Genomic DNA, 26,290 nt, shown 5'->3' on the forward strand with positions numbered 1-26,290 from the left:
GCATGTCTAACATTTGGAGCAACTGGTCGGGCTTTGTAAGCGCCGAGCCCAAGCTGATCGCCAGCCCCGGCGATGCCGGTGAACTCGGTGATCTCGTCCGGACCGCGCCTGGCCCGGTGCGCGTCGCCGGTGCCGGTCATTCCTTCACGCCGCTGGTGAAATCGCAAGGCACGATCCTGTCCCTGGAGAGGCTGGAAGGGCTGGTCTCGCACGACGCCGAAACACATCGGGCGCGGGTGCGGGCAGGGACCCGGCTCGGCCCGCTGATGCGCATCCTGCAAGGCATTGGCCAGGGCCTGCCCAATATGGGCGACATTGACCGCCAGGCGATCGGCGGCGCGCTGGGTACCGCCACGCATGGCTCGGGACCGACGCTCGGCGCCTATCACACGCAGCTGGAGACGGTGCAGATCGTCGACGGGCTTGGCAAGGTCCGCGACTTCAAGCGGGCAGGGGATCAGGACATGATCCACGCCATGGGCGTCGCGCTCGGCGCTTTCGGCGTGCTCACCGAAGTGACGCTGAACAACATCGCGACCTACCGGTTGCGCCGCCGCAAATATGTGCTGCCGATCACTGAGATGCTGCGCGACTTCGAGGCGATGATGGCCGCGCATCGCTCGGCCGAATTCTACTACATTCCGTTCTCCGGCTATGCGCAGTTCATCGCCAGCGATTTCAGCGACGCCGCACCCACCGCACGGCCGCCGGAAGAGGACGAGGCGGGTTTGAGGACGCTGCGTCGGCTGCGCACCTCACTTGCCTGGCTGCCATCGCTGCGTGGCCGCCTGATCCGTTCGGCGGCCGTCAGATTTCCCGCCGAGGACTACGTGCAGGACTGGCTCAACGTCTATGCCAGCGACCGGCAGACCAAGTTCAACGAGATGGAATATCATTTGCCGTTCGAGGAAGGGCCGAAGGCGTTGGCCGAGATCATCGAGCTGACCGAGAAGCGTTTTCTCGAGGTCTATTTCCCGATGGAGGTGCGCTCGGTCGCGCCGGACCAGTTCTGGCTTTCGCCATTCTACAACAGGCTGACCTGCTCCATCGCCATCCACCATGATGCAGCGAACGATCCTCTGCCGTTCATGCGGGCGGCGGAGCCGATCTTCCGCAGATATGGCGGCCGGCCGCATTGGGGCAAGATGCACAGCCTGAAAGCGGCGGATCTGAAAAAGCTCTACCCGCGCTGGGACGATGCCATGGCGGTGCGCCGCGACGTCGATCCGCAAAACCGCTTCGTCTCGCCCTATATGGCCGGCTTGTTCGGCATCGAATGATGAGCACCTATTTTTCCACCCTCTCGGATGCGCTGAAGACCGCCGGCATCTTCCAGCCCTGCCTGCTGCTCGATCGCGACCGGCTGGACGGCAACATTGCCCTGGTCAAGGAGAGACTGGATCCCGGCCTGGCCGTGCGGCTGGTCGACAAATCGCTCGCGTGCATGCCGCTGCTTGCGTATATCGCCAAGGCGCTTGGCAGTGAGCGCTTCATGACCTTCCACCCGCCGATCAGCGAGGCGGTGCTGAAGGCGTTCCCGGATGCCGATCTGCTCTACGGCAAGCCGATGCCGATCGGCGCGGCAAGGGCGGCGCTGGTGAAAGCCGATACCGACTGGTCGCGCGTCTGCTGGCTGATCGACAGCGAGGAAAGACTGGCGGAATATGGCGCGCTGGCAGACGAACTCGGCATCGGCCTGCGCATCGCTTTCGAGATCGATGTCGGGCTGCATCGCGGCGGGTTCGCCAATCCTGAGGCCTTGTCGAAGGCGTTGAGCGCGTTGCCGGCCCGGCTGCATTGCGAAGGCGTCATGGCCTACGAGGCGCATGCGCCGCTCATTCCTGGCCTTTTCGGCGGACCGGCAAAGGCATTGGCAAAGGCGTCGGCGCAGGCCTCGGCGTTCGTCGCCTGTCTCGGCGCCGACCAGCGCCGCATCCTGAACATCGGCGGCAGCAAGACCGCGCTGCTTCATCATGGCGGCGCGGCCAATGAGGTCTCGATGGGCTCGGCCTTTGTGCTGCCCAGCGACTTCGATACGCCAGGCCTCGACGGCTTCCAGCCGGCGGCCTTCATCGCCACGCCGATCCTGAAAATGGTCGAGCCGATGCTGCCCGGCCCGCCGGCCGTCACCCGCCTGCTGCAGGCGCTCGGCCGGTTCCCGCGCAAGGGTTGCTACCTCTATGGCGGCAAGTGGATGGCCGAGCCGGTCTTCCCAGAAGGCATGAAGGCGAACGGGCTGCTCGGCCTGTCCTCCAACCAGCAATTCATGGGCTTGCCCGCCGACGCGACCGCAAAGCCCGGCGACTACGCGTTTCTAAGGCCGACGCAGAGCGAAGCCGTGCTGCAGCAGTTCGGGTCGATCGCGGTGTTTTCCGGCGGCCGGATCGCCGATCGCTGGCCGGCGTTGCCGATGGCCTGACCGACTACGCCTTCACCGGTATCCAGATCTCCAGCCCGCCCTTGCCGCTGCGCGGGTCGAATTCGGGGCCGTAGCGTTCGAATTCCGGCGCGTCCGCGATCTCATGCCCGGAGGCCGGCAGCCATTTGTTCCAGATCGTGTTGACCGTCCGGCGGATGGTCGAGATGTGTTCGCGGTGGGCAAAGACCGCATATTTCTGCGCCGGCACCCGCACCCGGTAGAAGTCCCTGGGCAGGTCGGAGAAGTCAGACACTTCGACGCCGCCGATGTAGTCGAAATTGCCGGCATCGTCGCCGTTGACGCAGACGCCATAGGCGACGTCGCCGGTCTCGCCCGGAATGTTGCCGATATAGGGGCCGAAGCGCTGCCACTGCATCGGGATGGCGGCGCTGGTTTCGCAGCTGCAGCGTTCGCCGAGGCCGGCGATCAGGAACGGCCGGCTGGTCTCGAAACGCGGCGGTTCGAGATTGGTGAGGAGGGACTGGTCCATCAGGATCGGCTCCACGAGGTCGAGCTTGTCGAGTGTGCCCTGCGCGCGCACCAGTTCCGGCGTGGTGCCGAACTGATCGCGGAAGGCACGGGTGAACGCCTCATGCGAGTTGTAGCCGGCGTCGAGCGCGACGGCGAGGATGTCGGGCGCCCCGCCCGCCAGCTTGCGCGCCGCCTCGGTCAGCCGGCGTGAGCGCATGTAGCCCATCACCGACCGGCCGGTGGCGGCGCCGAAGGCGCGCGTCACATGAAAACGCGACACGCCGCTGTTTTGCGCGACATCATCAAGCGAGATCGCCTCCGGCAGATGGCTTTCGACGAACCACAGCGCTTTCTCGGTCGGGTCCATTTTCTCCTCGCATTGGCCAGATCATCCTGCCGTTTCCTGGCGCAGCCAGTTTGATCGAAATTGCGCATCCCGTGCAATCTGCGCCGATGCCGGTCGCCATCCGGCCAACCGCCCCATGAGCTTTCGCTTGACAGCGACCGGCGTCATCTCTTAGGTATGTTATATTATTACATAAAGAGAGCATGCGATGCCTGTTTCCCTTAGCTGGCCCACCACTCCGTCCGAGAAATCCATTGCGAAGCGATCGGCGCAAATCTACGCTGAAGCGGTGATGGTCCCCGAGTCGAAAGGCGAGGGGTGAAAAGGGAACACGGTGAGGCCTGCTCAGGTCGAGACCGTGGCTGCCCCCGCAACTGTAAGCGGCGAGCAAAATCCGTGAATGCCACTGGCCGGCAAGGCTGGGAAGGCTGGATGGCGCAACGACCCGTGAGCCAGGAGACCTGCCATCACTGAGTTGACCGGACGGGGTGTGCCGGGAGGAAACGCGAATCCCGGTCTTGTCGGCCGGTTCGCCAGCTTCCTTCCGTCGCCAGTTTTGGAAAGTGACGGAAAGTTGGACGGCTCCATCCATCGCATCGTCGTATATACGCTTTGCCGTCCCGGCAAGCCGGCGGGCAGCAGCCGATGACCGTAGCGCTTCTCGAAGCCCGTGACCTCTGCGTCACGGCGAATGGGCGGGATCTGGTTCAGGCGGTCAGCTTCTCGGTGGCCGCCGGCGATCGCCTTGCCATCATCGGTCCCAACGGCGCCGGCAAGACGACGCTGCTGCGCATGCTGTCGGGCATGCTGCGTCCGAGCTCCGGCGAGGTGAAGCTCGGCGGGCGCCGCCTGGACAGGATTTCAGCCGCCGAACGGGCGCTGCACATTGCCGTGGTCGGCCAGACCGACCAGCCCGATCCGCGGCTGGCGGTGATCGACTATGTCGAGCTTGGCCGGGTTCCGCACGCCGGGCTGCGGCGCAGGAGCGAGGAGCGCGAGATCGTCGTCGATGCACTGCGCCGGACCGGCCTGCTGCCGCTATTTGGCCGCACCATCGGCTCGCTGTCGGGCGGCGAGCGCCAGCGCGCCCAACTTGCGCGCGCCATCGCCCAGCAGCCAAAAATCCTGTTCCTCGACGAGCCGACCAACCATCTCGACCCGCGTGCCCGCGGCGAACTGCTCGACCTCGTGGCAGGCTTCGAGATGACGGTGATCGCGGTGCTGCACGATCTGGCGCTGGTGGCACCGTTCGCCACCAGGGTGGCGGTGATGAACCATGCCCGTCTGCAAGCGCTCGCCGCACCGCGCGAAGCCCTGACCCAAAAGCTGATCCGCGAGATTTTCGGCATCGATGTGCTGCGTCTGCGCCATCCGACCGAAGACCGCGAACTGACGGTGTTCGATGTGCCGAACCGTGCCGCGCCGCCGACGTGATTGAAGCCATCTCGTAGTCGACCCAATCCCATCCACAAGGAGCAAACCCGTGAAACGCCTGGCCTTTTCGCTTGTCTTCTCGCTGCTGGCCTCGACAGCCCTGGCCTTCCCGGTCACGGTCGACAGCTGCGGCAAGCCGCTGACCTTCGATGCGCCGCCGAAGCGCGCCGTCATCCAGGATCTCAACATGGCCGAGATGGCTTTCGCGCTGAAACTGCAGCCGTCGATCGTCGGCCTGACCGGCATCACCGGATGGTACAAGGTGGGTCCCGAATTCAAGGCCGAGCAGGGTTCGATCCCGGAACTGGCGCCGAAATATCCGACGCTCGAAAACCTCGTCGCGGTCGAGCCGGATTTCTTCTTCGCCGGCTGGTATTACGGCATGAAGCCGGGCGGCGAGGTGACACCCGATACGCTTGCTCCGCACGGCATCAAGACGCTGGTGCTGACGGAAAGCTGCGTCCATCTCGACAAGAGCCGCCCAGCCGCCTCGATGGACCTGCTCTATGGCGACGTCGAAAAGCTGGGCAAGATTTTCGGCAAGGAGGCCGAGGCGGAGAAGCTTGTCTCCGGCTGGAAGAAGCAGCTCGCCGACATCACCGCCAAGGTCGGCAACGGCAAGGGTACGCGAGTGTTTCTCTATGATTCCGGCGAGGACAAACCGTTCACAGCAGGCAAGTTCGCCATCCCCAGCGCCATGATATCAGCCGCCGGCGGCGACAACATCATGGGCGACATGGAGACCAGCTGGGGCAACACGGACTGGGAAACGGTGGCGTCGCGCAATCCGCAATTCCTCATCCTGCTCGATTACCAGGACGGCGGCGGCTACAGGAAACTGCTTGATTTCCTGAAGTCCCACCCGGCGATGAAAGAAACGGACGCGGTCAAGAACGAGCGCTTCGTCGCCCTGCGCTATGCCGAACTGACACCCGGACCCGCCAATATCGAAGCGATCGACAAAATCGCCAAGGCCATGCATCCGGAAGCGTTTTGATGCCTGTCGCCCAAAAGTGCGCAGCGGTTTTGGGGCAACGACATGCATGAGCAAAAGATCCTGGAAGTGCGTCGCACGCGTCCTGACAGACACGACGCATTTCCAGGTTTGCGCCATCCGGCATTCGCACTGGCCATGCTGGTGGGAGCGGCGGCGATCGCCGCTCTCGCTCTGCTGTCGATCGCCTATGGCTCGACGTTGATTCCGTTGGCCGACGTCGTTGCCTCGCTTGGCCGTGCGATTGGCTTCAGCGGGCACGACGTGTCCGGGCCGGTAGGCAAGATCGTCGTCGACCTGCGGCTGCCGCGCACGATCCTGGCCATCTGCGTCGGGGCCGGTCTCGGCGTCGTCGGTGCGCTGCTGCAGACGGTGACCCGCAACGACCTTGCCGACCCGTTCCTGTTCGGCCTGTCGTCGGGCGCCGCCGCGGGTGCGGTTTCCGTCATCACCGTCTTCGGAGACAGTTTCGGCATCTGGACATTGCCGGTCGCGGCCTTCACCGGCGGCATATTGGCTGCCGGTGTCGTCCTGCTGCTGGTTGCGCGGGTGAGGGGGCAAGGCCCGGAGCGGCTGATCCTTGCCGGCCTTGCCGTGTCCTTCATGTTCACCGCCTTGACCAATTATCTTGTCTTTGCCGGCGACCAGCGCGCCGCGCACTCCGTGCTGTTCTGGACCATGGGTGGGCTCGGCCTGGCGCGCTGGGACAATATCTGGCTCGGCGCCTTGGGTGCGGGCACTATCCTGGCTTACGCGCTGTGGAACCACCGCCGGCTCGATGCTTTCCTGGCCGGCGAAAACGCCGCCGAAAGCCTGGGCGTGCCGGTGGCGCGGATGCGAAGGATGACCTTTCTCGTCGCCGCCTTCTCGACGGCGATCCTGGTCTCGGTCGCCGGCGTCATCGGCTTCGTCGGGCTGATGATCCCGCATCTGTCGCGGCCGCTGGCGGGCCCCTTGCACCTGCGCCTGGTTGCCAGCTGCGCCGTGTTCGGCGCGGTGCTGTTGCTGGCCAGCGACCTTCTGGCCCGAACGCTGCTGCCGCCGCAGGAACTGCCGATCGGCATCATCACCAGCTCGGTCGGCGCGTTCTTCGTCGTCACCATGCTGATCCGCAACCGGCTTTAAGCGTGGCCTCGGTCAGGGTCGCGATTACTCTCCCGAAATGCCCAGTTGCACCTGTTGCTTTGGGCGCTTCGACTGGAACAGGGCAAGCAAAAAAACGCCGGCCTGAACCACGACGATGGTCGGACCCGTGGCTGCGTCGATGTGATAGCTGAGGATCGTTCCCACGACGCTCGACCCGATGGCGGCCGCGGCAGCAATGGCGAGCATCCGCTCAAAGCTCTTCGTCAAAAGAAAACCGATCGCTCCCGGCGCGATCAGCATGGCGATGACAAGGATGATCCCGACAGCCTTCAGCGAGGCCACGATGGTCAACGCGAGCAGCGTCAAGAGCCCGAAATGCAGCAGATTGACGGGCAGGCCGATCGCGCGCGCATGGGCCGGATCGAAACAATAGAGCAGCAGATCCTTGCGTTTTGCCAGAACGATGAGGATCGCCGGCACGACGATGATCGCCGCCTCGATCACGTCGCGCCACTGGACGCCGAGCATGTTGCCGAACAGGATATGATTGAGATGCTGGTCGGTCTCGACCTTGACGAACAGAACCAGGCCAAACGCGAACATGCCTGAGAAGACGATGCCCATGACTGCGTCCTCCTTGATCCGGCTGTGCTGCTTGAGGTAGCCCGTCGCCAAAGCGCAGCCAAGCCCTGCCACGAATGCGCCGAAGGCAAGCGGGATCCCGGCGATATAGGCGAGCACAATACCCGGAAGCACGGCATGCGAAACGGCGTCGCCCATCAGCGACCAGCCCTTCAGGACGAGATAGCAGGACAACACCGCGCAGATGGCGCCGACCAGAATGGCGACGGTGAGACCGCGACGCATGAACTCATGGCTGAGCGGTTCGGCGATCCAGGACCAGATTGTCATCATGACGCGACCTGGGATGCGGCACGTGCCGCCCGGCGCGCGGCGAGACGGCCATGTTTGGGTGCGAAGACGAAGGCAGTCAGAAAGACCACGGTCTGCAGCACCACGATCAGTCCGCCAGTCGCGCCATCGAGAAAGAAGCTGAGATAGGCGCCGACCGCGCTCGTCGCCGCGCCGATCGCCATCGCGAGCAGGATCATGACGCCGAACCGATCGGTAAGCAGATAGGCGGTGGCACCAGGCGTTACCACCATCGCGATCACGAGGATCGCGCCGACGGTCTGGAGCGCGGCGACGATGCAGGCGCTGAGCAGCACGAAGAACAGGACCCGCAACCGCCACGGATTCAGGCCGACGCCGCGCGCATGGTTCTCATCGAAGAACACCAGCATCATATCCTTCCATCGAAGCCCCAATACAGCCAGCGAAACCGCTGCGATGAGGATGACCTGGGTTACATCCTCGTCGGAGATTGCGAGGATGTTGCCGAGTACGATGGACTGGATGTTTACGGAGGTCGGACTGATCGACGCAATCAGCAGCCCGCCAGCGAACAGCGTTGTAAAGACAAGGCCGATCACGGCGTCCTCGCGAAGTTGCGTCACGCGCCGCACCAAGGTGATGCCGAGTGCGGCGATGAGGCCGGAGGCGAATGCGCCGGCGGCATAGGGAAGGGCCAGCATGTAGGCGGCCGCAACGCCCGGCACCACCGAGTGGGCAAGCGCGTCGCCCATCAGGGCCCAGCCCTTGAGTATGAGATAGCAGGACAGGAACGCGCAGACCATGCCGACCAGGGCGCTGACCCAGATGGCCTTGGCCATGTAGTTGTAGGTGAAGGGTTCCAGCAGGATGTCAATCACGGGGCTGGCGATCCGCTGTCGGGCTTCATCATCTTCTCTTGATCGCGCTCGCCGTAAAGCACCAGAGGGCGCTCGTCATCGGTCAGCACGGTCAGGTGGCGAGCGTCGGGGTCGTCGTGAAGATCGGCGCCGCCGAGGCGTAGATGCCTCAGCACGCCGCCAAAAGCTTTCGCAAGATTGGCTTGCGTAAACGTTGTCTCTGTCGGTCCGAAGGCCAGCACCGTCTTGTTGAAGATGACGACATGGTCGCAGAAATTGACGATGCTGCCGAGATTGTGCGTCGACACCAACATCAGCTTGCCGTCGTCGCGCATCGACCGAAGGAGATCGATGATCGCTGCTTCGGTCTGCACGTCGACGCCGGTGAACGGCTCGTCGAGCAGGATGATCTCGCCGCCCTGCGCCAGAGCGCGCGCCAGGAACACGCGCTTCTTCTGGCCGCCGCTCAGTTCGCCGATCTGGCGCTTGCGAAAATCGGTCATGCCGACCCGTTCCAGCGCCGCGTCGACCGCCATGCGATCGGCTCTGCGTGGGATACGCAGAAAATTCATGTGGCCATAGCGGCCCATCATGACGACATCTTCCACCAGCACCGGAAAGTTCCAGTCGACATCCTCGCTCTGCGGCACATACGCTACCAGGCCGCGCTTCAGCGCTGCGTGGACCGGCAATCCGGCGATAAGCACTGTTCCGGTCGACGGCGTCAGGAAGCCCATCAGCGCCTTGAACAGCGTCGATTTGCCGGAGCCGTTGACGCCGACCAGCGCGCAGATGGTGGAGGCGCCGAGCCTGAAAGAGGCGGAGTGTACGGCCGTGACCCCGCTTGAATAGCTGACGGTGACGTCGTCCACGTCGATGGAGGCAACGACCCGGCCGCTACCGGTCGATGTTCGATCATGGCTGCCCTGGACGCTGTCCGGAGCGAGCGCGGTGCGAACCCCGGTCACCCGCCGAACCCCTGGACGATAGTCTCGACGGTGGTTTCGAGAAGCTTCAGATAGGTCGGAACCGGGCCGTCTTCCTCGCTCAGCGAATCGACGTAGAGAACGCCTCCATAGGTGGCTCCGGTTTCGCGCGCGACTTGCTTGGCCGCCTTGTCCGAAATGGTGCTTTCGCTGAACACCACCGGAATCTTGTTCTCGCGCACCAGGTCGATGAGCTTGCGCGCCTGTTGCGGAGTGCCTTGCTGGTCGGCGTTGATCGGCCACAGATAGGCTTCGCGCAGATCGAAGTCGCGTGCCAGGTAGCTGAAAGCGCCTTCGCTTGTAACCAGCCAGCGTTGGTCCGTGGGGATCGCCGACAGGCGCTTGCGCATGGGCTCGTCGATTGCCTTGATCTTTTCCGAATAGGCGGCGGCGTTGGCGGCATAGACCTGGGCGTTTGCCGGATCCGCCTTGGACAGCGCCTTGCGGATGTTCTCGACATAGATGAGGGCGTTCTTCGGCGACATCCACGCATGCGGATTGGGCTTGCCTTCGTAGGGCCCCTCCTTGATCCCCATCGGCTCGACACCGTCCGTGACGACGGCGCTCGGCACGTTCTTCACGTTGTCGAAGAATTTCTCGAACCAGCGTTCGAGGTTCATGCCGTTCCAGAGCACGAGGTCGGCCGATTGCGCCTTCACCACGTCGAGCGGCGTCGGCTGATAGTCGTGGATTTCGGCGCCGGGCTTGGTCACCGACTCTACGATTGCCGCGGTCCCGGCTACGTTTTGCGCGATATCCTGGATGATCGTGAACGTCGTCACGACGCGCAGAACCTTCCCTGCCGCAGGCTGGGTCTCCTGTGCCATGACCGGAACGAGGCTCGCCATCGTCGCAAAACCGATGGCCACAAGGCCGCCAAGCGCCCGCAGCATCGTCCTGCGGGTTGGGGAAGCAGAAACAGTCATCGGATGCCTTTCGACTGGAGTTGATCGTCGCCCATGCGCTGCTCACGTCATGCTAATGCGTTTGATTTGCATCTAATATTGCAGTTGCAACTGATTTGCAAGTAGCTAATTGCAGTCGCGTGGCAACGCGGCTAAGTATGGCGGATGAAAGCGGATAACGACCTTTTCGAGCGATTCCGGAGCAATTTGAAAGCCGCCGGTGTCCGGATGACCGAACAACGCAAGGTGATCTTGCGGCTGCTGGCGGATGCGCACGACCATCCGGACGCGAACGAATTGTATTCTCGTGCCCACCAGATCGACGGCAGCATTTCCTTGTCGACCGTCTACCGGACGTTGCGGCTCCTGGAGGAGAAAGGCGCCATCCAGCGTCATGCCTTCGACGAGGGCCGCGCCCGGTTCGAAAACGCGGACCGTGAACATCACGACCATCTCATCGACCTCGACACCGGTCAGGTGATCGAGTTCCGTTCCGACAAAATCGAGAAACTGCAGGCCGAGATAGCGTCGGAGCTTGGCTTCGAAATCGTCCGCCACAAGCTGGAACTGTATGTCAGGAAACGCGCCAAATAGCGTGGTTTCTGGTCGTCACCATGCTGATCCGGGTCTGATCGCGGCGGGCAAGACGCCGCCGGCTCAGACCGTCCAGAAATAGCGCACAATGTGAAAGAAGACAGGCGCGGCGAAGACCAGGCTTGTCGGTGCGGTCCATCATGCCGCCATGGCCTTCGATCAGATGGCCCCAGTCCTTGACGCCCTGGTCGCGCTTGATGGCCGAGGCGACCAACCCGCCAAGAAATCCCATCGAGCAGGCGACGAAGGCCACGGCCGCCGCCTGCAGCGGCGAGAAGGGCGTGCCGATCAGGCCTTCCCAGGTTTTCGACGGCGAGACGTTCGGCGAAAAACGGTGTTTTCCAAAGAGCTTGCCGAAGATGCCGAACATGCCGCATTTGTGCACCAACGCTCGGGCATGGCTAAAAACTTTAGGCTTGAAATAAATTTGGTCTGGTGCAATTCTCAATCGTCAGTCGAGAGCGTGGGAGGTCTCGCTGTGCCAAATGCCGGTCGCATATTCGATCGCGCCGGGTGCTGCCGCATATGCCGGATGACCAGCCCGGCGTCGGCGCAAAGCCTCCCCGCAAGTTGCGTATTCAAACACACGCACGGCGACAAGACCGTGGCAACGAGCATCTAGGGGACAGCCGCAGAATGCTTGGACCGTCAGCGCATATCGACACGTTCACGCGCGACAACCTTCCGCCCGAGGAACAGTGGCCGAACTTCCTGCTCGATGGCTTCGACTACCCCGAATACCTTAATGCCGGTGTCGAACTGACCGACGTCTGGTCGAAAAGGGTCTGGGTGACCACACCGCGCCGATCGGCAATGGCCGGGCGCTGGCGCTTCAATCATGTCACCACAGTCGAACGCATCATCGGCATGAAACGCAGCACCGGCGGCACGTCGGGCGCTTCGTATCTGAAGAGATGCTGGAGGTTGAACTGTTCACTGAACTCTGGAAAGTTCGCACCCGGCTCTAAAGCTATTTTATCTATATTGAAAACACTGGGAAGGAGAGAAAAATGAAGAATATCCTGGCATCCAGCATGTTCGCTTTGTCGCTGGCCACATCTGGCCTTGCCTATGCCGAACCCGTCAAGATCGGCGTCATCACCACGCTTTCGGGCGGCGGTGCGGGTCTCGGCGTCGACATGCGCGATGCCTTTACGCTGGCGATGAAACAGTCCGGCAACAAAGATGTCGAACTGGTCATCGAAGACGATGCCCAGAAGCCCGAGATCGCGGTGCAGCTCGCCGAAAAGATGATCCAGAGCGACAAGGTCGACCTGCTCACCGGTATCATCTGGTCGAACCTGGCGATGGCGGTGGTGCCCAACGCGGTGGCGCAGGACGTCATCTATTTGTCGCCCAATGCCGGCCCGTCGGCCCTTGCCGGCGCCAAGTGCAACAAGAACTATTTCAACGTCGCCTACCAGAACGACAATTTCCATGAGGCGATGGGTCAGTACGCCAACAAGGACTACAAGAAGACCTTCATCCTCGCGCCCAACTACCCGGCTGGCAAGGATTCGCTGACCGGCTTCAAGCGCTACTACAAGGGCGAGCTGGCAGGCGAGGCCTACACCCAGATCGGCCAGGCCGACTACGCCGCCGAGATCGCCCAGATCCGCGATTCCGGTGCCGACTCGGTGTTCTTCTTCCTGCCTGGCGGCATGGGCATTTCCTTCATGAAGCAGTACGCCCAGTCGGGCGTGAACATCCCGGTCATGGGTCCTGGCTTCTCCTTCGACCAGGACATTTTGCCCGCGGTTGGCGACGCAGCCCTTGGCGTCAAGAACTCGGCGAGCTGGTCCAGGGACCTCGACAACGAAGCCAACAAGCAGTTCGTCGAGGCCTTCAAGGCCGAATACAATCGCCTGCCCTCAATCTACGCCGCCCAGAGCTGGGATACGGCGAACCTGATCCTGTCTGCGCTGTCCAAGGCCAGTGTTAAGGACAAGGACGCGTTCCGCGCGGCCCTCAAGGCAGCCGATTTCAAGTCGGTGCGCGGCGAGTTCACCTTCAACACCAACAATCATCCGGTCCAGAACATCTACGTCCGTGAGGTGGTAAAGGAAGGCGATGTCTTGACCAACAAGATCATCGCCACCGCCTTCGAACACCACAAGGACGCCTATGCCGACCAGTGCAAGATGTAGCCCAAGGCTGCATCCGCTTTGCTAAAGTGCCGGCCTCGTCATCGACGGGGCCGGGGCCGCGGCGAGGCCGCATCGCCGTATCTTGCAGCGGCTTGCTTCGGCATTCCCCGCCTTGAACCACAGTCCGGATCGTTCATTTGTCCATCGCCCTTCTGATCGAACAACTTCTCAACGGGCTGCAGCTCGGAGTGATGCTGTTCCTCATGGCCGCCGGCCTGACGCTGATCTTCGGAGTCATGGGCCTGATCAACCTCGCCCATGGCTCGCTCTACATGGTCGGCGCCTTTGCCTGTGCCACGGTCGCCGCCGCCACTGGTTCGTTCTGGATCGGTCTGGTGGCGAGCCTGATCGCTGCGGCAGCCGCCGGTGCGGTCATGGAGATCGTTGTCATCCGCAGGCTTTATGAGCGCGACCATCTTGACCAGGTGCTGGCGACGTTTGCGCTGATCCTGATCTTTTCGGAAGGCACGCGCTGGCTGTCTGGCTCGTTTCCGCTTTATCTCGACATCCCACCGCTGCTGCAAGGCGCGGTGCCCCTGCCCGGCGGTGGCCAGTACCAGCTCTACCGCCTCGCCATTATCGGCGTCGGCATCGCCGTTGCTGTGGGGCTCTATCTGCTGATCTCGCGCACCCGTCTCGGCATGCGCATCCGCGCCGGCGAATCCGACCGCGAGATGATCGCAGCCCTCGGCGTCGACATCCGCACGCTCTACACTGTTGTCTTCGCGCTAGGTGCTGCCCTTGCCGGCCTTGCCGGCGCGCTGGTCGGTGCGCTGCAATCGGTGCAGGTCGGCATGGGCGAGCCAGCACTCATCCTCGCCTTCGTGGTCATCGTCATCGGCGGCATCGGCTCGATCAAGGGTGCGCTGTTCGGTGCCATCCTCGTCGGCCTCGTCGACACGATGGGCCGCTTCCTCCTGCCCAAGGCGCTGGCGTTGATGATGCCGACGGCACAGGCCGGGCTGATCGGTGCCTCACTCGCCTCCATGCTGATCTACATAGTCATGGCCCTGATCCTCGCTTTCAGGCCAAGCGGCCTGTTTGCGGCGCAGTCGTAAGGGCCACCATGAGCCGCGAAACCATCATCAATATACTGCTGGCACTTCTGCTGCTAGCGATCCCGTTCAGTGCGTCTGCAATGGGCGAGCAATTCTACGTCACGCTTGCCACGCGCATTACGATCCTTGCGCTCGCTGCTGTCGGGCTCAACATCGCGCTTGGTCTTGGCGGGCTGGTATCCTTTGGCCACGCCGCCTTCTTCGGCCTTGGCGGCTATGCCGCCGGCATCCTGGCGACCCATGCCTTCAACGCCGAACCGCTGTTGTTTGGCCTGCAAGGCACGACCTCGATGCTGGTCATCTGGTCGGTGGCTATCCTGGTTTGCGGCCTTGTCGCCTTGCCGATCGGCGCGATCAGCCTGCGCACGACGGGCGTCTATTTCATCATGATCACGCTCGCTTTCGCGCAGATGATCTACTACTTCGCCATCTCCTGGCCGGCCTATGGCGGCGAGGACGGGCTGTCGATCTATGTCCGCAATGGCTTTCCCGGTATGAACACGGCGCAGTCCCTGACCTATTTCCTGATCTGCTATGTCGTGCTGATGGCAGCACTTGGTCTGTTCTGGCTGCTGCGCGGATCGCGCTTCGGTGCCGCATTGCAGGCGGCACGGCAGAACGCGACCAGGCTGTCCGCCGTCGGCATCGCACCCTTCAACATCAGGCTCGTTGCCTTCGCCATCTCTGCCATGGTCACAGGCCTCGCCGGCGCGCTGTTTGCCGATCTCAACCGCTTCGTCAGCCCCTCGATGCTGTCCTGGCACATGTCGGGCGAGCTGATCGTGCTCATCATCCTTGGCGGCAAGGGTCGGCTGTTCGGCCCGGTTGCGGGCGCGATGCTTTACGTGCTGTTCGAATTCGCGCTTGGCGGCTTCACCGAACGCTGGCAGTTCTTCCTTGGCCTGATCCTGCTCGGCGTCGTTTTGTTCGCGCGCGGCGGGCTGCTTGGCCTTTTGGCTGGAGAGGCGCGTCATGGCTGAGCTGGTCCTCGAAATACGCGATCTCAAAAAGACTTTCGGCGCGCTGAAGGCCACCGACGGCGTCAGCCTCGATCTCAAGCCGGGCGAAATCCACGCGCTGATCGGCCCCAATGGAGCCGGTAAAAGCACGCTGATCCACCAGATCTCGGGCTCGCTCCGGCCAGACAGCGGCAGTATCCGCTTTCTCGGCCAGGATATGGCCGGGCTCGACATGGCGGCCCGCGGGCGGCTTGGGCTCGGCCGCAGCTTCCAGATCTCATCACTCGCGCAGGAGTTTTCCGCGCTGCGCAATGTGATGCTGGCGGTGCAGGCACGCCAGGGAACGAGCTTCCGCTTCTTACGCCCCGTGATGAGCGACAAGAGCCTGACAGAACCGGCGATGGCGATGCTGGAGCGCGTCGGCCTTGCCGGGCGCGCCTACGTGCCAGCCGCTGAGCTGTCGCATGGCGAACGCCGTCAACTCGAAATCGCCATTGCGTTGGCCCTTGGATCGAAGGCCTTTTTGTTCGACGAGCCGATGGCCGGCATGGGGCCAGACGGATCGAAAGCGTTGACGAAATTCCTCGACGGCCTGCGCCACGAAGCGCCGATCCTGCTCGTCGAACACGACATGGATGCCGTCTTCGCGCTTGCCGACCGTATCTCGGTCCTCGTCTATGGCCGCGTCATCGCCACCGGCACGGTGGACGAGATCCGCAACGATCCCGAAGTGCGCCGGGCCTATCTCGGAGAAACTGCGTGAGCCTGCTGGAACTCAACGGCGTCGAAACCTTCTACGGCGCATCGCAGGCGCTGTTCGGCGTCTCGCTCGACGTCAGGGCGGGTGAGGTCGTGGCGCTCATGGGCCGCAACGGCATGGGCAAGACGACGACGATCAATTCCATTCTCGGCCTCGCGAAACCGCGCTCAGGCTCGATCAGCTTTGGCGGCCGCCAAGTCGCCGGCATGCGCCCGCACCGCATCGCGCGCCTTGGCCTGGGTCTGGTGCCGGAGGGAAGGCGCTGCTTTCCCAATCTGACCGTACTGGAGAACCTGCTGGCCGCAGCACGCGGCAGCGCGTGGACATTGGAAAAAGTTGTCGAGCTGTTTCCGCGTCTCGGCGAACGCCGCGACCAATATGCCGGTACACTGTCGGGCGGCGAGCAGCAGATGGTAGCCATCGGCCGCGCGTTGATGACCAATCCGAGCCTGCTCATTCTGGACGAGGCGACCGAGGGTCTGGCACCTGTGATCCGCCAGGACATCTGGGCAGCAATCCGCAAGCTCAAGTCGAGCGGACAGTCGATCCTTATCGTCGACAAGACGCTTGCCGAGCTTCTACCTGTGGCCGACCGCTGCTTCGTTCTGGAAAAGGGCATGACCGTCTTCGAAGGCACGCCCGAGGCGCTGACGCCAGAAATTCAGGACCGCTATCTCGGCGTATGAAAAAGGGTGTCAAACGGCTTCCAAACTGACCCGGCGCGGTGCTGTTGCTGGCCAGCGATCTTCTGGCCCGAACGCTGCTGCTGCCGCAGGAGCTGCCGATCGGCATCATCACCAGCTCCGTCGGCGCGTTCTTCGTCGTCACCATGCTGATCCAAAACCGGCTCTGAGCGCGCCAATGAACCGCTCTTGCAACAGGCCGCCGGCTCAGACCGTCCAGAAATAGCGCACGATGTGGAAGAACACCGGGGCGGCGAAGACCAGGCTGTCGGTGCGGTCCATCATGCCGCCATGGCCTTCGATCAGATGGCCCCAGTCCTTGACGCCCTGATCGCGCTTGATGGCCGAGGCGACCAGCCCGCCGAGAAATCCCATCGAGCAGGCGACGAAGGCCACGGCTGCTGCCTGCAGCGGCGAGAAGGGTGTCACGAAGGATAGCAGCGCGCCGAGCAGGCTCGCCGACACCAGTCCGCCGATCAGCCCTTCCCAGGTTTTCGACGGCGAGACGTTCGGCGAAAAACGGTGTTTTCCAAACAGCTTGCCGAAGATGTACTGCAGCACGTCGCTGCCTTGCACGACGATGATCAGGAACGCGATCAGCAGCAGGGTGCGGCCTTCGAAGCCCGGCACCTCGAGTGTCAGCAGGGCAGGGACATGGCTGACGCAATAGACCGAGATCATCACCGCCCATTGCTGCGCGGCGATGCGCTCGAGGAAGCGTTCAGTGTCGCCATGCAGCGCCGTGATGGCCGGCATCAGCAGGAAGCAATAGACCGGAATGAAGATGACGAAGAGCCCGTACCAGGCGGTCCACACCAGCCAATATTGAAACGGTATGATGATGCCGAACATGCCGAGCAGCACCCAATGGTCGCTGCGGCGGGTGTGCGTCAGCGTCACGAATTCGCGCAGCGCGGCGAAGGAGATCAGAGCGAACAGGATGGTCATCCCGTAACGCCCGAAGAAGAAGGCGACCGTCATCAGCGCCACCATCACCCACCAGGCGTTGATCCGCTGGCTGAGATTGACCAGCGTTGAGCTAAGCGGCTTCGGCGCTCGCGCCGAAAGGATGGTCGCGACGATGCTGGCGGTGGTCAAAACCGCCAGCAGGCCGATGATCAGAATGGAGATTTCGTGGCGCATCAATCGTCTCGCTCGGGACGCGGGTTGAGCGCCAGAAGCGCGGCGTGGGCGCGTTCGAGGAAGGCGCGGCGTTCTTCGCCCGGACCGATCGCCACCGGCGCGCCGAAGACGACGCGGCACAGCAGCGGCACCGGCAGGAACTGGCCCTTGGGCAGCACGCGCGACATGTTCTCGATCCAGCACGGGATCAGCTCGACCTGAGGCCGCGCCGTCGACAGATTGTAGAGCCCGGAGCGGAAGGCCAGCAGCGGCTCTTCGGTCATGTTGCGTGTGCCTTCGGGAAACAGGATCAGCGAGTGGCCCTGGTCGAGAACCGACAGCATGATCTCGATCGGGTTTTCCTCAGGTCTCGTCCACTGCCGGTTGATGAGCACCGACGACAGCATGTCCTGCGCGATGAAGCGGCGCAGCCGCGACTTCCCCCAATATTCGCCTGCGGCAACAGCATGGGTGATCGCGCGCTCGCTTTCGCTGAGACAGGCCGACAGCAGGATAAAGTCGCCATGGCTGGTGTGGTTGGCGAAATAGATGCGCTGGCGGTCGGAGGGCAGGCTGCCGTTCCAGATCGGACGCACGCCCGTCACCATCCGGGCCAGCGCCGAGAGGCCGACGGAGGTTACCGTCTGCAGCAAGGTGAAGGTCTTGAGCGAAAGCCTGTTCATCGCGGCGCCCAAAACCCTGACGCCAGAAGTGCTGCGGCGAACAGAGCCAGGGCGGCGCGCTGCTTGAACAGTAGGCGACGCGTGCCAGCAATGCGGTCATCGAGCGAGCGTGTCGCGGGCGGGGCCGTTTTCAGGCGCATGCGCGCCAGCATGTCGTCCACCGCGGCACCGCCGGAAGCTTCGTCATCATGGCCAGCCATGACCCGGAACAACAGGGCGTCGAATGCCAGCAATGCCGACAGCGCCAGAACGGCGACAGCGCTCGCGGCTGTGATCGACAGCGCAACGGCCGCCGGCAAAGTCTCGAAGCCGCCGCGCGTCGAGGCAGCCAGCGGCGCAAGGATATTTGCCGCCACCACGATTGCGGCAGGCCACGCTGCCTGCCGCATCAGCATGCCGGCGAAGCGGTCGGTGCGGTCCTGATAGGCATTGCCGGTCATGACGCCGCCGGATCCGTGGCTTCTGCGAGATGAACCGGCCGGCCGAGGGCCGCGAGCATTTCGCGGGCAAGCGCCGGCGTCTTGGCCCTGCCGGTCGCCACCAGCCATTCGGCGACGACGCCGGCGCTGCGCTGGAAGCCGAGCGCGCAGCACACCAGCACGGTGCCGTCGCGGCGCGCACTCTCCAGCGCGCCGGCTGCCTGTTGCCGTATCGCCACTGGCGGCGGCAACAGGTCGACCATCGGAAAGCTGATCCAGCGGCAATCGGCTGCCGCAGGCCTCTTAAGTTCGGCGGCGAGATCGATGACCGTGCCGAAGCTGCTGGCCTCGCGTGCCGTGGGAAAGCGCCCGAGAAAGACGCCGTCGGCAATCGCCACCTGGGGAGCAAGTTTGCGCGTCCAGGCCCATATGTTGGCCCTGGCGCCGAGACGGTAAGGCAAGAGCAGGACACGGCTTGCGAGCGTGATGCTGCCATCGGCGGATTTCTGGAACACTTTTTCGCCTGCTCCTGCATAGGCGAAGGCGACGATGGCCAGCGCCAGCGCCGGCCAAAGCAGGAAGAGCGCGACGGCGCAGAACAAGGCGCCGAGCGCTGCACCGGCCAGCGCGAGGACCGCGCCCAGAGCGTAGAACCGCGCCAGCCGCCGCGCTTTCACATCGCTGGTCAGCCGGAAGCCTGAAAACGGCAACGCGCCGCTGCGCGGAAACAGCCACAGCGCAAAGAACCCGAGCAGCGCGCCGGTCGGAATGTCGATGAAGTGATGCTGCCAGGTCGTCAGCACCGAGGCACCGATCAGGAAGCTCCAGCCATGCCAGAGCGGCAGGAGCAACCCGCGGAGCCGGTGGCGCCAATGATCCCAGATGATCACCAAAAGGGCGATGTGCAGCGAGGGTGCCTGGTTGAACGGCTTGTCGAAACCGCCGAGCACGGCAAACAGGAAGCCCGGCAGGCCGGTCGTCGCCGGTCGCACGAATGTCGCGGTCAGCGGGAACAGGATGAAGCAGATAACGGCGACGACCTGCGCGGTGAGATAGCGCCCGGCCAGGCGGTCGACGCCTTGCTTGTCGTTGTTGAGCAGCAGCGACAGGCCATAGAACAGATTGATCGACCAATAGGGCACGATGGTCCAGGCGACGAACGGAATGCTGTGTTCCCACGAGAACACGATGCTGCCGACCTCGTCGCGCCGCGAGGCCAGCCAGTTGGCGAAGCCGTAGCTGAGATAGAAGAACGGCGCCAGGAAGGCCAGCCACAGCGCCGCCCTGACGATCACCCGTCCATAAGGCTCGGTGCGCGCGGTGGGGGCAGGCGATGAGACCATGCTGTTCAGCGGCGCCGCGCGACCGAGACGGTGAAGATGCCCCATTGGTCGATGCGCTGGTCGAGTTTTTCGAAACCGGCGGCTTCGACGAGCTGGTCCATCTCACCCTGCGTGCGCCGCCGCATCACCCAGGCCTCGCCGCCGCGATGCGAAGTCAGGCTGCGGGCGATCATCTCGAGCTGCGGATGCCAGGGCTGGTTGGTGTAGAGCAACAGGCTTCCCGGCTGCATGGCGCTGGCCAATCCACCGAGCGAGCGGGCTATCATCGCATTGTCGGAGAACAACTCGTAAAGGCCGGAAACGATGGCAAGATCCGGAGCCGGATCGATCGATGCGAGCATGTCGGCATCGAAGGCGTCGGCGCGCTGGAATGAGACATCAGCCGGCAATTGCCGCTCGGCGATCAGCTTGCGGCCAAGCTCGACGTTGAGGTCGGAATAATCCTGCAGGCGAACGCTCGCCGGCTGATCGGGGCTCTTCACGATGGCATCGAGAACATAGCGGCCATGGCCGGCCGCGATGTCGAGAATGTGCACCGGCCGGCCAGCGGCCTTGAGCGTCGCCAGGCAAGAGCCGATGAGCTCTTCGAGATGCAGCTTGCGCTGGCGGATGCCGCGCCAGCCAATGGCCTCCAGGAAAATGCGGTCGACGACGCGGCCAAGAGGCGTAAGCCCGCGCGCATTGTTCTCGTAGACGTAGTCGAGCGTCGAGCCGGAATCGAAGCCGGTGGTCACGCCGGCCTTCATACCTTGCGAGACCCAGGCGCCCATGCGGATGGAGGCACGGCTGAATGCCCAATAGAGGCCCTTTGGCGACATCAGAGCGAGCGGCGAGGCAAGCCTATCGGCCTCGTCGCGTGTGTAGCCGGCGATGTCCGCCTGCTTCAGGTCGACCGGCGCATCGGCTGCCTCGAACTGCCTGGCCAGGAATGGCCGGATCAGGTCGAGGGCCTGCGCCCTGTCGCGCTCGCCCAGCGTGTCGTGGAAGAAACCAGGCAGCACATGGCGTTCCTTGGTGCGGCTGCCGAGATTGACGAAGAACTCATGCTGCGGGCCGTGGCGCACGACCCAGTCGCTGCCCGAAAGCAGAAGCTGCGTCGGCACGGTGATGGCGCGGGCGTCACTGACGATGCGTGCGGCATGCTGGTAGAGTTCGACCAGTATGTTGGAGGCGATCGGCCGCGTGATCAGCGGATCGCTCTCGAAAGAGGCGATGCGCACGGGATCATGGGTCAGGAATTTCGCCTTGACGTAGGAATTGACGAAGAAGCGGCCCTTGATCTTCTGCCAGAGTGCGATGCCCTCCTTGGCGAAGGGCACGTAGAGTTTTACCGAGAAGGCCGGTGAGGCCAGCACCATGGCGCGCAGCTTCGGCGCATAGTCATGCACCCAGGCGGCAGCCAGCACGGCGCCGAAGGATTGTGCGATCAGCGCGATATCCCGAGTGGCAAAGCCATCCCTGGCAGCGGTCTCGCGCATGAAGCAGTCGATGTCGCGCACCAGCGCCGAGAAGGAGGGCGCATAGCCGCGCTCGCCGGACGAGCGGCCATTGCCGCGGGCATCCCAGGCATAGAAGGCGTGGTCCGGCATCTGCAATTCATCGACGAGATGGGCCATGCGGCCGCCATGCTCGTGGCCGCGATGGAAGAGCACCACTGCGCCCTTGGCATCGGCGGAGGCCGCCGGCCAGAATCGGTAGAAGATCTCCGTCCCGTCATGGCTGCGGAAAACCCGCTCCTGTGCTTGCCGCGCAAGGCTTTCCGTGGCCGCGGCGGCGATCGGTTCGTGCATCATGGTCTTCCCCTCTGGCGGCATGGCGAGCCTCGATGCTCAGCTGGCGCTGCCAATAATGCCGGCGCGTATCCGGTTTATGGCGGTCAGCAGCGAAAGCGTTGCCATGGCCGGAAACACAAACGGCGTTATCGATGCCGGCCACAGCCCGGCGGCACACAGCGTGGCGACGACGCCGAGCGCCAGCGCCCTGTCGCTCTTGCCGAACGGCCCGGCATAATTACGCCCGACCTTGGCAGCGATGCCGAGCACGCCGGCGAACTCGGTCAGCACGGCCGATATCGCGAAGGCGACGACGCCCCATGCGCCAAATTCGGGAAAGACGGCAAAAGGGAGAATCAGCGCGAGGTCCGAAACGACGTCGCACAACTCGTTCAGATACATGCCAAGCGTCGAGGCTTGGCCATGCTCGCGCGCCAGCATGCCGTCCACGGCATTCAACGCCATGCGCACGAACATCACCGCGGGGATAAGCAACAGCAGCCAGCGCCATTCGTGCCAGATCGCAATGGCCGCGCCGGCGGCTATCGACATCGCGGCCGCCAGGATGGTTATGCTGTTTGCCGTGACCCCGATTGCCGCCAGCCGGTTGACCAGCGGCCGCAGTCGACCCTGGAAGGCCGGCTTGAGAGCGTAAAGCGTCGGCATGCGTTGATCCCCCGATCCTGTTCAGCGGCTGTACATCAATATGCCAGACGCGACCAGTGTAGAGGCGGCGCGGCCATCATGCGTTCGCAAATCGCTAACCATGATTGGTCCGGCAAAGCTGCCATGCACATTTGCCGGCTTCTCGTGCAACGCGGCGTCTTGAATAGTAAGCACGCTTATTATATATCTCGCTCATGGTTTCCGATGGCATCGACAGATTGGGCTTCTTGATCCACGACGTGCAGCGCTTGATGCGCAAGCGCTTCGAGGCGAGGGCCAGTGGCTTGGGGCTTTCTTCGGCGCAATGGCGGCTTCTGGTCCGCGTTGCCAAGGAAGACGGTGTCGCGCAGGCGCGGCTGGCCGAACTTCTCGAAATCGAGCCGATCAGCGTTTCGCGCCTGGTCGACCGCATGGAAGAGGGAGGCTGGATCGAGCGTCGGTCCGACGCCGCCGATCGTCGCGTCCGCATGATCTTCCTGACGCCCAAGGCAAGCGATGCCTACGCCGTGATCAAGAGCATTGCCGGAGAAGTCTATGAGGAATCGCTGGTCGGCGTGAAGCCGGAAGCCCGTCGCGTCCTCATCGAAGGGCTTGAGGCGATGGTCCGCAACCTGACCGACGACGAGACGCCGTCCATTGAAAAAGTGAAGAATATAGAGGGCGCAGCAGCATGAACGCGGTAGCCAAGATAGACGAGAAAGTGACCGAACTGGACATGGAAGCGCCGGCGCAGCCGGCCGCGGCCCCGCCGGCGGTTGCTCCCCCGGTGCAGCCGGCCCCAGTGCCCGTGAAGAAAAAGCGCCGGCTGGGCCGCTTCCTGCTGATGGTCGCGCTGCCTGCGGCATTGGCTGTCGGCGGCGGCTATGTCTGGGTCACCGGCGGCCGCTATCAGGAGACCGAGAACGCCAATCTGCAGCAGGCCAAGGTGTCGATCGCTTCCGACACGGCCGGCCGCATCGTTAAGGTCGACATCTTCGATAACCAGCTGGTCAAGCAGGGTGACGAGCTGTTTGCCATCGACCCCGAGCCCTACCGGATCGCGCTGGCGCAGGCCGACGCCGCGGTTGCGGGCGCGCGTCTCAATGTCGAGCAGTTGCGCGCGGCCTATGGCCAGTCGATGGCTCAGCAGAAGTCCGATGCCAGCCAGGTCGCCTTCGCCCAGTCGCAGTTCGACCGCGCCGCCGATCTCGCCCAGAAGGGCATCAACGCCAAATCGTCGCTCGACGAAGCCAAGAACGATCTCGACAAGGCCAAGCAGCAGCTGGCGGTTGCCGAGCAAGGCATCATCAGCGCCAAGGCAGGCCTTGGCGGCAATCCCGACATCGAGACCGACAAGCACCCGACCGTGATGGCCGCGCTCGCCGCGCGCGACAAGGCGGCCTACGACCTGGCCCAGACAACGGTCAAGGCGCCGGCGGACGGCATCGTCAGCCAGGCCTCGTCGTTCAAGGTCGGTCAGTATGTCGGTTCCGGCACGCCGCTGTTTTCGCTGGTCGAGACCGGTGACACCTGGATCGATGCCAATTTCAAGGAAACGCAGCTCACCCACATGAAGCCCGGCCAGAAGGCCGAGATCGTGGTCGACACCTATCCAGGGCGCACCTTCGAGGCGACGGTCAAGGCGATCGGCGCCGGCACGGGAGCCGAGTTCTCGCTGCTGCCGGCCCAAAATGCCACCGGCAACTGGGTCAAGGTCACACAGCGTATCCCGGTTCGTCTCGAACTGATCGATGCGGACGCCAAGATGGCGTTGCGCACCGGCATGAGCGCCACCGTTACCGTCGACACCGGCGTGGCGCGTGGCCTGCCCTCGATCTTTGGTCACGCCACGGCTGGCGAGGCCGCGCAGTAACGTCAACAGATTGCCGCAGGACCAGCGGCGGAGGTGAATAGCAGGATTGGTCTGATGGGAGGAGCTGGAAGGATCAGCGTTTTGGCGCTGCCGCGTCGCGGCCTGGCCGAAATCTGAAATCTCCGACGCGGACCCGTCGGTCCTCATGTTTCCGGGCGGCAGGCATCCGCTCATCAGAGACTTTCAGTCGATGTAACCCCCACATCGACGATCGCGTCCCACCGCGACGAGGGTCTCTCAACGGAAGGCGTTGCCGCCCGGAAACCCCTTGTACACGTTTTTGTTACCTGCTGGAAGTTCCACGCCATGAGCACGCCCGAACCTTTCAAAGAAGTGCCGCATCGCGGCCTGATCACGGTCGCGCTCATGCTGGCGACGGTCATGCAGGCGCTCGACACGACGATCGCCAACGTGGCGCTGCCGACCATGACCGGCGACCTCGGCGCCTCGCCTGACAACATCAACTGGGTGCTGACCTCCTACATCGTTGCCGCCGCCATCATGACGCCGGTCACCGGCTGGCTGGCCGACCGCTTCGGCCGCAAGGAACTGTTCCTGACGGCGGTGGTCGGTTTCACCATATTCTCGATGCTGTGCGGCATCGCCTGGAGCCTGGAGAGCATAGTGTTCTTCCGGCTGATGCAAGGCGTGTTCGGAGCGGCGATCGTGCCTCTGTCGCAAACCTTCCTGCTCGACATCAATCCCAGGGAACGCCATGGCCAGGCGATGGCCATTTGGGGCGCCGGCATCATGCTGGGGCCGATTCTGGGCCCGACGCTGGGTGGCTGGCTGACCGAGAATTTCAACTGGCGCTGGGTGTTCTTCATCAACCTGCCGGTCGGCATCGTCGCCTTTCTCGGCATGGCCGCCTACTTGCCGGCCGTTGCCCGGCGGGTGCGCGGCTTCGATTTCTTCGGCTTCGCCATGATATCGCTCGGCGTCGGCGCGCTTCAGCTGCTGCTCGACCGCGGCGGCGAGGTCGACTGGTTTTCCTCGGTCGAGATCTGGATCGAACTTGGTCTTTCGCTCACCGGCTTCTGGGTGTTCATCATTCACACCATGACTGCGGAACACCCTTTCATCGATCCCAAGATCTTCCTTGACCGCAATTTCGTGACCGGGCTGGCGTTCATCTTCGTCATGGGTGTGCTCATCCTGGCGAGCATGTCGCTGCTGCCGCCAATGCTGTCGACCATCTTCGGCTATCCGACCGTCACCATCGGCGTCGTCATAGGGCCTCGCGGTGTCGGCACCATGATTTCGATGCTGGTCGTCGGCCGGCTGATGAGCAAGATCGACGCCCGGATCCTGGTCGTTATCGGTTTCCTCCTGACCGCGCAGTCGCTCTACACCATGTCCAGCTTCACGCCGCAGATGGACAACTGGCTGATCATCAGCTCCGGCGTCATCCAGGGGCTGGGCATGGGAATGGTGTTCGTGCCGCTGTCGACCGTCGCCTTCGCCACGCTTGACGTGCGCTTCCGCACCGATGCCACGGCCCTGTTCAGCCTGGTGCGCAATCTTGGCTCGTCCATCGGCGTGTCGGTCGTGACGGTTCTGATGGTGCGCAACACGCAGGTCAACCACGCCGAGCTTTCGGCCTTCATCAACCCGTTCAACCCAAATCTTTGGGCGGTCTCTCCGGCAGCCGCGAGCGGCGATCCGACGGCGCTTTCGCAGGTCGATCGCATGGTCAATCTCCAGGCGATGATGATTTCCTACGTCAATGACTTCAAAATACTCATGGTCATGACGCTGCTTGCCATCCCGTTTGTTTTCCTGCTGCGCAAGCCCAAGCAGGCGCCTGCCGGCGGCGCGCCGGCAGCGCATATGGATTAGC

25 protein-coding genes, 4 pseudogenes and 1 riboswitch are annotated in these 26,290 nt (G+C 63.4%); of the genes and pseudogenes, 17 read left to right on the top strand and 12 right to left on the bottom strand.

Annotated features, from left to right (window positions below; genetic code table 11):
- The first annotated feature begins 2 nt into the window (after positions 1 to 2).
- Together NP503_RS07785 and NP503_RS07790 are read left to right on the top strand one after the other, a co-directional pair.
- Complete coding sequence (locus NP503_RS07785; protein WP_127272478.1) at positions 3 to 1,280, top strand: D-arabinono-1,4-lactone oxidase; 1,278 nt, start codon at positions 3 to 5, stop codon at positions 1,278 to 1,280.
- The gene (locus NP503_RS07790) at positions 1,280 to 2,419 is read left to right on the top strand and encodes a DSD1 family PLP-dependent enzyme (RefSeq protein WP_164749008.1); all 1,140 of its coding nucleotides are present in this window, start codon (positions 1,280 to 1,282) and stop codon (positions 2,417 to 2,419) included. Before NP503_RS07785 ends, NP503_RS07790 begins: the two co-directional genes overlap by 1 nt.
- A 4-nt stretch (positions 2,420 to 2,423) precedes the next feature.
- Here NP503_RS07790 and NP503_RS07795 read toward each other — a convergent pair whose 3' ends face one another.
- Positions 2,424 to 3,257, bottom strand: a complete 834-nt coding sequence (locus NP503_RS07795; protein WP_127272480.1) for an AraC family transcriptional regulator — start codon at positions 3,255 to 3,257, stop codon at positions 2,424 to 2,426.
- A gap of 255 nt (positions 3,258 to 3,512) precedes the next feature.
- A riboswitch (cobalamin riboswitch) is annotated at positions 3,513 to 3,720 on the top strand.
- A 161-nt stretch (positions 3,721 to 3,881) separates the two neighbouring features.
- On the opposite strand from NP503_RS07795, the gene NP503_RS07800 reads away from it, so the two are divergent.
- The 3 genes from NP503_RS07800 to NP503_RS07810 all read left to right on the top strand — a co-directional run bounded on the left by NP503_RS07800 (position 3,882) and on the right by NP503_RS07810 (position 6,789).
- Positions 3,882 to 4,670, top strand: coding sequence for an ABC transporter ATP-binding protein (locus tag NP503_RS07800; protein ID WP_127267057.1), 789 nt, complete (start codon positions 3,882 to 3,884; stop codon positions 4,668 to 4,670).
- Positions 4,671 to 4,719: 49 nt separating this feature from the next.
- A complete protein-coding gene (locus tag NP503_RS07805; RefSeq protein WP_127267056.1) occupies positions 4,720 to 5,667 on the top strand; it encodes an ABC transporter substrate-binding protein in 948 nt (315 codons plus the stop codon).
- Positions 5,668 to 5,802: 135 nt separating this feature from the next.
- Positions 5,803 to 6,789 (top strand): iron ABC transporter permease, encoded by a 987-nt coding sequence (locus NP503_RS07810; RefSeq protein WP_127267061.1) that lies wholly within the window; start codon positions 5,803 to 5,805, stop codon positions 6,787 to 6,789.
- Positions 6,790 to 6,813: 24 nt separating this feature from the next.
- Here the strand turns inward: NP503_RS07810 and NP503_RS07815 are convergent, their stop codons facing one another.
- The 4 genes from NP503_RS07815 to NP503_RS07830 all read right to left on the bottom strand — a co-directional run bounded on the left by NP503_RS07815 (position 6,814) and on the right by NP503_RS07830 (position 10,413).
- Positions 6,814 to 7,662 carry a metal ABC transporter permease gene (locus NP503_RS07815; protein WP_372958875.1) on the bottom strand — a complete coding sequence of 283 codons (849 nt, stop codon included), beginning with the start codon at positions 7,660 to 7,662 and terminating at the stop codon, positions 6,814 to 6,816.
- Entirely contained in the window at positions 7,662 to 8,522 is an 861-nt protein-coding gene (locus NP503_RS07820; protein ID WP_127267054.1) for a metal ABC transporter permease, read from the bottom strand. Before NP503_RS07820 ends, NP503_RS07815 begins: the two co-directional genes overlap by 1 nt.
- Positions 8,519 to 9,379, bottom strand: a complete 861-nt coding sequence (locus tag NP503_RS07825; RefSeq protein ID WP_206517197.1) for a manganese/iron ABC transporter ATP-binding protein — start codon at positions 9,377 to 9,379, stop codon at positions 8,519 to 8,521. Before NP503_RS07825 ends, NP503_RS07820 begins: the two co-directional genes overlap by 4 nt.
- An 86-nt stretch (positions 9,380 to 9,465) precedes the next feature.
- Positions 9,466 to 10,413 (bottom strand): metal ABC transporter substrate-binding protein, encoded by a 948-nt coding sequence (locus NP503_RS07830; protein WP_372958876.1) that lies wholly within the window; start codon positions 10,411 to 10,413, stop codon positions 9,466 to 9,468.
- Between the two features lie 144 nt (positions 10,414 to 10,557).
- Between NP503_RS07830 and NP503_RS07835 the strand changes: the two genes are divergently transcribed.
- Entirely contained in the window at positions 10,558 to 10,986 is a 429-nt protein-coding gene (locus tag NP503_RS07835) for a Fur family transcriptional regulator (RefSeq protein WP_023813521.1), read from the top strand.
- A gap of 63 nt (positions 10,987 to 11,049) precedes the next feature.
- On the opposite strand, the pseudogene NP503_RS07840 reads toward NP503_RS07835, so the two are convergent.
- A pseudogene (locus NP503_RS07840) lies at positions 11,050 to 11,347 on the bottom strand (phosphatidate cytidylyltransferase); the annotation flags it as partial.
- 275 nt (positions 11,348 to 11,622) lie between these two features.
- Here NP503_RS07840 and NP503_RS07845 point away from each other — a divergent pair.
- The 8 genes and pseudogenes from NP503_RS07845 to NP503_RS07880 form a co-directional block, all read left to right on the top strand.
- A pseudogene (locus NP503_RS07845) lies at positions 11,623 to 11,807 on the top strand (2-aminobenzoate-CoA ligase); the annotation flags it as partial.
- Between the two features lies 1 nt (position 11,808).
- Positions 11,809 to 11,954, top strand: a pseudogene (locus NP503_RS07850) (tryptophan 2,3-dioxygenase family protein); the annotation flags it as partial.
- A 42-nt stretch (positions 11,955 to 11,996) separates the two neighbouring features.
- Complete coding sequence (locus NP503_RS07855; protein ID WP_127270513.1) at positions 11,997 to 13,133, top strand: ABC transporter substrate-binding protein; 1,137 nt, start codon at positions 11,997 to 11,999, stop codon at positions 13,131 to 13,133.
- Between the two features lie 137 nt (positions 13,134 to 13,270).
- Positions 13,271 to 14,191 carry a branched-chain amino acid ABC transporter permease gene (locus NP503_RS07860; protein ID WP_127270515.1) on the top strand — a complete coding sequence of 307 codons (921 nt, stop codon included), beginning with the start codon at positions 13,271 to 13,273 and terminating at the stop codon, positions 14,189 to 14,191.
- Between the two features lie 8 nt (positions 14,192 to 14,199).
- The gene (locus NP503_RS07865; RefSeq protein ID WP_127271623.1) at positions 14,200 to 15,171 is read left to right on the top strand and encodes a branched-chain amino acid ABC transporter permease; all 972 of its coding nucleotides are present in this window, start codon (positions 14,200 to 14,202) and stop codon (positions 15,169 to 15,171) included.
- Positions 15,164 to 15,913, top strand: a complete 750-nt coding sequence (locus NP503_RS07870; protein WP_127271621.1) for an ABC transporter ATP-binding protein — start codon at positions 15,164 to 15,166, stop codon at positions 15,911 to 15,913. The genes NP503_RS07865 and NP503_RS07870 overlap by 8 nt, the downstream gene beginning before the upstream one ends.
- Positions 15,910 to 16,596 (top strand): ABC transporter ATP-binding protein, encoded by a 687-nt coding sequence (locus tag NP503_RS07875; RefSeq protein ID WP_127271619.1) that lies wholly within the window; start codon positions 15,910 to 15,912, stop codon positions 16,594 to 16,596. Before NP503_RS07870 ends, NP503_RS07875 begins: the two co-directional genes overlap by 4 nt.
- A 32-nt stretch (positions 16,597 to 16,628) precedes the next feature.
- Positions 16,629 to 16,763, top strand: a pseudogene (locus tag NP503_RS07880) (iron chelate uptake ABC transporter family permease subunit); the annotation flags it as partial.
- 37 nt (positions 16,764 to 16,800) lie between these two features.
- Here the strand turns inward: NP503_RS07880 and NP503_RS07885 are convergent.
- The 6 genes from NP503_RS07885 to NP503_RS07910 are packed head-to-tail and all read right to left on the bottom strand — an operon-like array spanning position 16,801 to position 22,598.
- Complete coding sequence (locus NP503_RS07885) at positions 16,801 to 17,736, bottom strand: phosphatidate cytidylyltransferase (RefSeq protein ID WP_127267053.1); 936 nt, start codon at positions 17,734 to 17,736, stop codon at positions 16,801 to 16,803.
- Positions 17,736 to 18,398, bottom strand: coding sequence for a 1-acyl-sn-glycerol-3-phosphate acyltransferase (locus NP503_RS07890; protein ID WP_127267052.1), 663 nt, complete (start codon positions 18,396 to 18,398; stop codon positions 17,736 to 17,738). Before NP503_RS07890 ends, NP503_RS07885 begins: the two co-directional genes overlap by 1 nt.
- Complete coding sequence (locus NP503_RS07895) at positions 18,395 to 18,838, bottom strand: hypothetical protein (RefSeq protein ID WP_127267051.1); 444 nt, start codon at positions 18,836 to 18,838, stop codon at positions 18,395 to 18,397. The genes NP503_RS07890 and NP503_RS07895 overlap by 4 nt, the downstream gene beginning before the upstream one ends.
- Positions 18,835 to 20,160, bottom strand: coding sequence for a phosphatase PAP2/dual specificity phosphatase family protein (locus tag NP503_RS07900; RefSeq protein ID WP_127267058.1), 1,326 nt, complete (start codon positions 20,158 to 20,160; stop codon positions 18,835 to 18,837). Before NP503_RS07900 ends, NP503_RS07895 begins: the two co-directional genes overlap by 4 nt.
- 5 nt (positions 20,161 to 20,165) lie before the next feature.
- Entirely contained in the window at positions 20,166 to 21,950 is a 1,785-nt protein-coding gene (locus NP503_RS07905; protein WP_164748934.1) for a bifunctional alpha/beta hydrolase/class I SAM-dependent methyltransferase, read from the bottom strand.
- A gap of 39 nt (positions 21,951 to 21,989) precedes the next feature.
- On the bottom strand, positions 21,990 to 22,598 hold the full coding sequence (locus NP503_RS07910; protein ID WP_127267050.1) for a CDP-alcohol phosphatidyltransferase family protein: 609 nt from the start codon (positions 22,596 to 22,598) through the stop codon (positions 21,990 to 21,992).
- A 194-nt stretch (positions 22,599 to 22,792) separates the two neighbouring features.
- Between NP503_RS07910 and NP503_RS07915 the strand changes: the two genes are divergently transcribed.
- The 3 genes from NP503_RS07915 to NP503_RS07925 all read left to right on the top strand — a co-directional run bounded on the left by NP503_RS07915 (position 22,793) and on the right by NP503_RS07925 (position 26,289).
- Entirely contained in the window at positions 22,793 to 23,272 is a 480-nt protein-coding gene (locus tag NP503_RS07915; RefSeq protein WP_127267049.1) for a MarR family winged helix-turn-helix transcriptional regulator, read from the top strand.
- On the top strand, positions 23,269 to 24,450 hold the full coding sequence (locus NP503_RS07920) for an HlyD family secretion protein (protein ID WP_127271614.1): 1,182 nt from the start codon (positions 23,269 to 23,271) through the stop codon (positions 24,448 to 24,450). Before NP503_RS07915 ends, NP503_RS07920 begins: the two co-directional genes overlap by 4 nt.
- 306 nt (positions 24,451 to 24,756) lie before the next feature.
- Positions 24,757 to 26,289: a DHA2 family efflux MFS transporter permease subunit gene (locus tag NP503_RS07925; protein ID WP_127269394.1), complete on the top strand. Its 1,533-nt coding sequence runs from the start codon at positions 24,757 to 24,759 to the stop codon at positions 26,287 to 26,289.
- The last annotated feature ends 1 nt before the right edge of the window (position 26,290 follow it).

Source organism: Mesorhizobium sp. SEMIA396, from assembly GCF_024518615.1.
In the GTDB taxonomy this organism is placed as follows: Bacteria; Pseudomonadota; Alphaproteobacteria; order Rhizobiales; family Rhizobiaceae; genus Mesorhizobium.

What these genes read in the sequence shown, in the direction of transcription:
- NP503_RS07785 (WP_127272478.1), top strand. Translation starts at nt 3, where the DNA reads ATGTCTAACATTTGGAGCAACTGGTCGGGCTTTGTAAGCGCCGAGCCC.
- NP503_RS07790 (WP_164749008.1), top strand. Translation starts at nt 1,280, where the DNA reads ATGAGCACCTATTTTTCCACCCTCTCGGATGCGCTGAAGACCGCCGGC.
- NP503_RS07795 (WP_127272480.1), bottom strand. Translation starts at nt 3,257, where the DNA reads ATGGACCCGACCGAGAAAGCGCTGTGGTTCGTCGAAAGCCATCTGCCG.
- NP503_RS07800 (WP_127267057.1), top strand. Translation starts at nt 3,882, where the DNA reads ATGACCGTAGCGCTTCTCGAAGCCCGTGACCTCTGCGTCACGGCGAAT.
- NP503_RS07810 (WP_127267061.1), top strand. Translation starts at nt 5,803, where the DNA reads ATGCTGGTGGGAGCGGCGGCGATCGCCGCTCTCGCTCTGCTGTCGATC.
- NP503_RS07815 (WP_372958875.1), bottom strand. Translation starts at nt 7,662, where the DNA reads ATGACAATCTGGTCCTGGATCGCCGAACCGCTCAGCCATGAGTTCATG.
- NP503_RS07830 (WP_372958876.1), bottom strand. Translation starts at nt 10,413, where the DNA reads ATGACTGTTTCTGCTTCCCCAACCCGCAGGACGATGCTGCGGGCGCTT.
- NP503_RS07835 (WP_023813521.1), top strand. Translation starts at nt 10,558, where the DNA reads ATGAAAGCGGATAACGACCTTTTCGAGCGATTCCGGAGCAATTTGAAA.
- NP503_RS07855 (WP_127270513.1), top strand. Translation starts at nt 11,997, where the DNA reads ATGAAGAATATCCTGGCATCCAGCATGTTCGCTTTGTCGCTGGCCACA.
- NP503_RS07865 (WP_127271623.1), top strand. Translation starts at nt 14,200, where the DNA reads ATGAGCCGCGAAACCATCATCAATATACTGCTGGCACTTCTGCTGCTA.
- NP503_RS07870 (WP_127271621.1), top strand. Translation starts at nt 15,164, where the DNA reads ATGGCTGAGCTGGTCCTCGAAATACGCGATCTCAAAAAGACTTTCGGC.
- NP503_RS07885 (WP_127267053.1), bottom strand. Translation starts at nt 17,736, where the DNA reads ATGCGCCACGAAATCTCCATTCTGATCATCGGCCTGCTGGCGGTTTTG.
- NP503_RS07890 (WP_127267052.1), bottom strand. Translation starts at nt 18,398, where the DNA reads ATGAACAGGCTTTCGCTCAAGACCTTCACCTTGCTGCAGACGGTAACC.
- NP503_RS07895 (WP_127267051.1), bottom strand. Translation starts at nt 18,838, where the DNA reads ATGACCGGCAATGCCTATCAGGACCGCACCGACCGCTTCGCCGGCATG.
- NP503_RS07900 (WP_127267058.1), bottom strand. Translation starts at nt 20,160, where the DNA reads ATGGTCTCATCGCCTGCCCCCACCGCGCGCACCGAGCCTTATGGACGG.
- NP503_RS07905 (WP_164748934.1), bottom strand. Translation starts at nt 21,950, where the DNA reads ATGCACGAACCGATCGCCGCCGCGGCCACGGAAAGCCTTGCGCGGCAA.
- NP503_RS07910 (WP_127267050.1), bottom strand. Translation starts at nt 22,598, where the DNA reads ATGCCGACGCTTTACGCTCTCAAGCCGGCCTTCCAGGGTCGACTGCGG.
- NP503_RS07915 (WP_127267049.1), top strand. Translation starts at nt 22,793, where the DNA reads ATGGTTTCCGATGGCATCGACAGATTGGGCTTCTTGATCCACGACGTG.
- NP503_RS07920 (WP_127271614.1), top strand. Translation starts at nt 23,269, where the DNA reads ATGAACGCGGTAGCCAAGATAGACGAGAAAGTGACCGAACTGGACATG.
- NP503_RS07925 (WP_127269394.1), top strand. Translation starts at nt 24,757, where the DNA reads ATGAGCACGCCCGAACCTTTCAAAGAAGTGCCGCATCGCGGCCTGATC.